This window comes from Actinokineospora spheciospongiae, from assembly GCF_000564855.1.
Taxonomy (GTDB): domain Bacteria; phylum Actinomycetota; class Actinomycetes; order Mycobacteriales; family Pseudonocardiaceae; genus Actinokineospora; species Actinokineospora spheciospongiae.
This window is the reverse complement of the sequence record NZ_AYXG01000009.1, coordinates 1-4,740: the sequence shown is the minus strand read 5'-3', so window position 1 is coordinate 4,740 and position 4,740 is coordinate 1. Positions and strand designations below refer to the sequence as shown.

The window sequence follows — 4,740 nt, the reverse complement described above, 5'->3', positions numbered from 1 at the left end:
CGCCCGGGACACCACCAGCCCGGACGAGTCGTCGGTGATGTCCACCGCGACCGTGTCGCCGTCGCGGACCTCACCGGCGAGCAGCTGCTTGGCGAGCTGGTCGCCGATCGCCGAGGACACCAGCCGCCGCAGCGGGCGGGCGCCGTAGACGGGGTCGAACCCGTTCAGCGCGAGCCAGTCGCGGGCCGCCGGGGTCACCGACAGGGTCAGCCTGCGCTGGGCCAGCCTGCGGCCGAGCTTGGCCACCTGGATGTCGACGATCGAGGTCAGCTCCTCGGTCGCCAGCGAGTGGAACACCACCACGTCGTCTAGGCGGTTGAGGAATTCCGGCTTGAAGTGCCGCTGCACCACGGCCATCACCGCGTCGTGGCGGCCGCGGTCGTCCAGCGCCGGGTCGGTGATCGCCTGCGAGCCGAGGTTGGAGGTGAGCACCAGGATGGTGTTGCGGAAGTCCACCGTGCGGCCCTGCCCGTCGGTGAGCCTGCCGTCGTCGAGCACCTGGAGCAGCACGTCGAAGACGTCCGGGTGGGCCTTCTCCACCTCGTCGAGCAGCACCACGCTGTACGGGCGGCGGCGCACCGACTCGGTGAGCTGCCCGCCCTGGTCGTAGCCGACGTACCCGGGGGGCGCCCCGACGAGCCTGGCCACCGAGTGCTTCTCGGAGTACTCGCTCATGTCGATGCGGATCATCGCCCGCTCGTCGTCGAACAGGAATTCCGCCAGCGCCTTGGCCAGCTCGGTCTTGCCCACGCCGGTCGGGCCCAGGAACAGGAACGACCCGGTGGGGCGGTCCGGGTCGGCCACCCCGGCGCGGGTGCGGCGGACGGCGTCGGACACCACCCGCACCGCCTCGGCCTGCCCGACCACCCGGCCCGCCAGCGCCTCCTCCATCCGCAGCAGCTTCTGCGTCTCGCCCTCCAGCATCCGGCCCGCCGGGATGCCGGTCCACGCCGCCACCACCTCGGCGACGTCGTCGGAGCCGACCTCCTCCTTGAGCATCACGCCCTCGGTGACCGCGGTGTTGGCGGTCGCGGCGGCCAGGTCCTTCTCCAGCGCCGGGATGCGGCCGTAGCGCAGCTCCGCGGCCCGGCCCAGGTCGCCGTCGCGCTCGGCCCGCTCGGACTCACCGCGCAGCGACTCCAGTTGCTCCTTGAGCTCGCGGACCTTGTCGATCGACCCCTTCTCGTTCTGCCAGCGGGCGGTCAGCCCGGCCAGCGACTCGCGCTTCTCGGCCAGCTCGGCGCGCAGCGCGGCCAGCCGGTCCCTGGAGGCGGCGTCGGCCTCCTTGGCCAGCGCCATCTCCTCGATCTCCAGGCGGCGCACGGCGCGCTCCACCTCGTCGATCTCCACCGGCCGCGAGTCGATCTCCATCCGCAGCCGGGAGGCGGCCTCGTCGACCAGGTCGATGGCCTTGTCCGGCAGGAACCGGGCGGTGATGTAGCGGTCGGACAGGGTGGCGGCGGCGACCAGGGCGCTGTCGGTGATGCGCACGCCGTGGTGCACCTCGTAGCGCTCCTTGAGCCCGCGCAGGATGCCGATGGTGTCCTCCACCGTGGGCTCGCCGACCAGCACCTGCTGGAAGCGGCGCTCCAGGGCGGGGTCCTTCTCGATGTGCCCGCGGTACTCGTCGAGCGTGGTCGCGCCGACCATCCGCAGCTCGCCGCGGGCCAGCATCGGCTTGATCATGTTGCCCGCGTCCATGGCGCCCTCGCCGGTGGCGCCCGCGCCGACGATGGTGTGCAGCTCGTCGATGAAGGTCACGACCTGGCCCGCGGAGTCGGTGATCTCCTTGAGCACGGCCTTGAGCCGCTCCTCGAACTCGCCGCGGAACTTCGCCCCGGCCACCATCGACCCCAGGTCGAGGGAGACGACGCGCTTGCCGCGCAGCGACTCGGGCACGTCCCCGGCGATGATCCGCTGGGCCAGGCCCTCGACGATGGCGGTCTTGCCGACGCCGGGCTCGCCGATGAGCACCGGGTTGTTCTTGGTGCGCCGCGAGAGCACCTGCACCACCCGGCGGATCTCGGCGTCGCGGCCGATCACCGGGTCCAGCTCGCCCTTGCGGGCCCGCTCGGTGAGGTCGACGCCGTACTTCTCCAGCGCCTGGTAGGTGCCCTCGGGGTCCGGGCTGGTGACCCTGGCGGAGCCGCGGACCTTGGTGAACGCCTCGGTCAGCGCCTCCGCGGTGGCGCCGTGGCGGCGCAGCAGGTCGGCGACGTCACCGCCCTCGGCGGCCAGGCCGACCAGCACGTGCTCGGTGGAGACGTACTCGTCGCCGCGGTCGGTCGCCAGCTTCTGCGCGTGCGTGATCGCGCGCAGCGCCTCCTGGGAGAGCTGCGGCTGCGACACGGTCGCGCCGGTGGCCGCGGGCAGCGCCCGCGCGATCGGCTCCAGCTCCTTGCCGACCACGTCCGGGTCCACGCCGACGGCGGTCAGCAGCGGTGCGGTCAGCCCGTCGGCCTGCGCGAGCAGGGCGCCGAGCAGGTGCACCGGCCGGATGTCGGGGTTGCCCGCGGTCGCGGCGGCCTGGGCGGCCGTCGAGATCGCCTGCTGGGTCTTGGTCGTCGGGTTGAACGCGTCCATCTCCACCTCGGTCCCACGTCGCGTTGTCGACCGGTACAACGTCAGAAAAGTTGAGCGTGTTCCGCTCAACCCTGAAAAAGTTGGGGAAGCGCCCTCCCGACACTCACACAGCGTGGCGCGACTGCGCTCCGAAACCACTCGTCCGAGTGGTCACCCACATGTCGTAAGGACTTTGTCCACAGCAGTAATCCACTTGTCCACAATCCCCAGGTGGTTGTCCACAGGGCTGTGCGCAACTGTCCACAACCCGGCCGTGTGGGTGGTGACCAGGTCCTAGAGGTCGAGGTTGAGCTTGCCGAGCAGCCGGGAGAACTCGCGGATGTCCCCGGTCGACCACTGGCCCAGTTGGGCCCGCAACTGCGCCCGCCGGTGCGAGCGGATCTCGTGCAGCCGGGACGCGCCGGTCACCGTGAGCTGCACCAGCCGGGCCCGCCCGTCGGACGGGTCGGCCACCCGCTCCACCAGGTCCAGCTCCTCCAGCCGGGCGATCTGCCTGCTCACCGTCGACTTGTCCAGCCCGGTGCGCTCCACCACGTCGGCCGCGCGGACCGGGCCGATGTCGCTCAGGTGCAGCAGCAGCGCGTACGAGGCGCCGTCGAGGCCGGGGTGCACCCGGGCGGCCAGGGACAGCGACACGCTGCGGGCGCGGCCGAACAGCTTCGACAGCTCCCGCTCAAGATCCTGGGCGGCGTCCTCGCGCCCGCCCGTCGGCCCCTCGGTCACCGTGTCCCTTTCGTCGCGCTCGGGAGAAACCTAACCGCAGCGGCGGTCCGCCCCGCCCGCCGGGCGGACCGGGTCGCCCCCGAGAGGCCCAACCGACCGTTTCCCGGCCTCCCCGGGGTGACACCTCCAGTAGCCTGGTGCCGCCCCAGGGACCGCCCGAGAGGTGGAGTGCGCCCCCGACCATGCCAGCCGACGGCGATCTGAGCCCCATCCCGACCTCCCGCCCGCGGGCGGAGTCCCCGACCGCGGTCAGCGCCATGGTGCGCCTGGTCCGGGAGAGCTTCGCGCTGGCCGAGGCGCACCTGGACGAGGTCACCCGGTCCTTCCACGCCAACCTGTTCAACATCTCGCCCAGCGCCAGGGAGATGTTCCCGATCAACATGGAGGTGCAGCGGTCCCGGCTGCCGCGCGCCCTGGTGCACGTCATGCAGATGGTCGACCGCCCCGACGACCTGGTCCCGTACCTGCGCGAACTCGGCCGCGACCACCGCAAGTTCGGCGCCCGCAGCGACCACTACGAGGCCGTCGGCACCGCCCTCATCCACGCCGTCCGCGAGTACTCCGGCCCCGCCTGGACCGACGACGTGCAGCGGGCCTGGGCCGAGGCCTACACGATCGTGGCCCGCGCCATGCTCGAAGCGGCGGCGGAGGACGCCGACGAACCCGGCCACCGCACCGCGGAGGTCGTCGAGCACGAGCGGATCGGCTGGGACCTGGCGGTGATCCGGGTCCTGCCGTCCTCACCGGTGCCCTACCGCCCGGGCCAGTACGTCAGCGTGGAGGTCCCGCAGCGCCCCCGCCTCTGGCGCAACCTCTCCCCGGCCAACGCCCCGGACGACGAGGGCGTCCTGGAGTTCCACGTCCGCGCCGTCGACGGCGGCTGGGTCAGCCGCTCCCTGGTCGCCCACGCCCAACTCGGCGACGAGTGGAAGATCGGCGCCCCCATGGGCCACCTGGCGGTGGACCGCACCTCCGACCGGGACGTGCTGATGATCGCGGGCGGCACCGGCATCGCCCCCCTGCGCGCGATCATCGAGGAACTGGCCCAGTGGGGCCAGAACCCGCACGTCCACCTGTTCACCGGCGGCCGCGTCCGCGAAGACCTCTACGACCTCGCCCACCTGCAGAACATCGCGGTCACCAACCCCTGGCTGACGGTCATCCCGGTCCTGGAGAACGAACCGGACGTCCAAGCCGCCGAACACGGCACCCTCGCCGACGTCGTCACCCACTACGGCACCTGGGACGACTGCGACATCCTGGTCTCCGGCAGCCCCGCGATGATCCGGGCCACGGTCTCCCGCCTCCTGATCAACGGCGCCCCCCAGGACCACATCACCTACGACCCCTTCGACTGGGACTGACCCCCGCTCACGCGCGCTGCCCCACAACCGGTGCGACGCGTTCGCCCAACTCGCGAACCCCCGGCCGCCG

Annotated in this window: 3 protein-coding genes; 1 reads left to right on the top strand and 2 read right to left on the bottom strand. The window is 72.2% G+C overall.

The genetic code is table 11. The features are described 5' to 3' along the window. Both clpB and UO65_RS01525 read right to left on the bottom strand, forming a co-directional pair. On the bottom strand, positions 1-2,583 hold a 2,583-nt coding region (gene clpB / locus UO65_RS01530; RefSeq protein ID WP_035277959.1), incomplete at its 3' end, for an ATP-dependent chaperone ClpB. Between the two features lie 273 nt (positions 2,584-2,856). Next, positions 2,857-3,306 (bottom strand): MarR family winged helix-turn-helix transcriptional regulator, encoded by a 450-nt coding sequence (locus UO65_RS01525; RefSeq protein ID WP_035277958.1) that lies wholly within the window; start codon positions 3,304-3,306, stop codon positions 2,857-2,859. 182 nt (positions 3,307-3,488) lie between these two features. Between UO65_RS01525 and UO65_RS01520 the strand changes: the two genes are divergently transcribed. After that, positions 3,489-4,670 carry an FAD-binding oxidoreductase gene (locus tag UO65_RS01520; protein ID WP_233427394.1) on the top strand — a complete coding sequence of 394 codons (1,182 nt, stop codon included), beginning with the start codon at positions 3,489-3,491 and terminating at the stop codon, positions 4,668-4,670. Positions 4,671-4,740 lie beyond the last annotated feature (70 nt).